The sequence below is a fragment of the Pseudoalteromonas sp. SR45-6 genome, from assembly GCF_014163545.1.
Taxonomy (GTDB): Bacteria; Pseudomonadota; Gammaproteobacteria; order Enterobacterales; family Alteromonadaceae; genus Pseudoalteromonas; species Pseudoalteromonas rhizosphaerae.
The window spans coordinates 1-389 of the sequence record NZ_JACJDM010000201.1 but is presented as its reverse complement, the minus strand read 5'-3'; the positions used below and the strand labels follow the sequence as shown (position 1 = coordinate 389).

The 389-nt window shown below is 52.2% G+C and carries 1 protein-coding gene; it reads left to right on the top strand.

What is annotated here, in order from left to right:
* On the top strand, window positions 1–389 hold a 389-nt coding region (locus tag H5158_RS22905; RefSeq protein WP_259399488.1), incomplete at both ends, for an Ig-like domain-containing protein.

The following is a 389-nucleotide window of genomic DNA, read 5'->3' as shown; positions in this document are numbered from 1 at the left end:
GTAATTGACACTCAAGCGCCTACTTTTGATATTGATCCACTTGCTGCAACGAACGATACCACGCCAACCATCACCGGTAGCAGTGATGAAATCGGTGGCATCGTCAGTGTCATCGTCACTGATGCGACGGGGGCAGTACAAACCTTAATCGCGACAGTGCTTGCAGATGGTACGTGGTCGGTGGATATACCGACGCCGCTTGCAGAGGGCGCATTCCAAGTGGATGGCAGCGTCACTGATGCGGCAGGTAATACCGCCAGTGACACTGAAAACGGCGGAGTAATTGACACTCAAGCGCCTACTTTTGATATTGATCCACTTGCTGCAACGAACGATACCACGCCAACCATCACCGGTAGCAGTGATGAAATCGGTGGCATCGTCAGTGT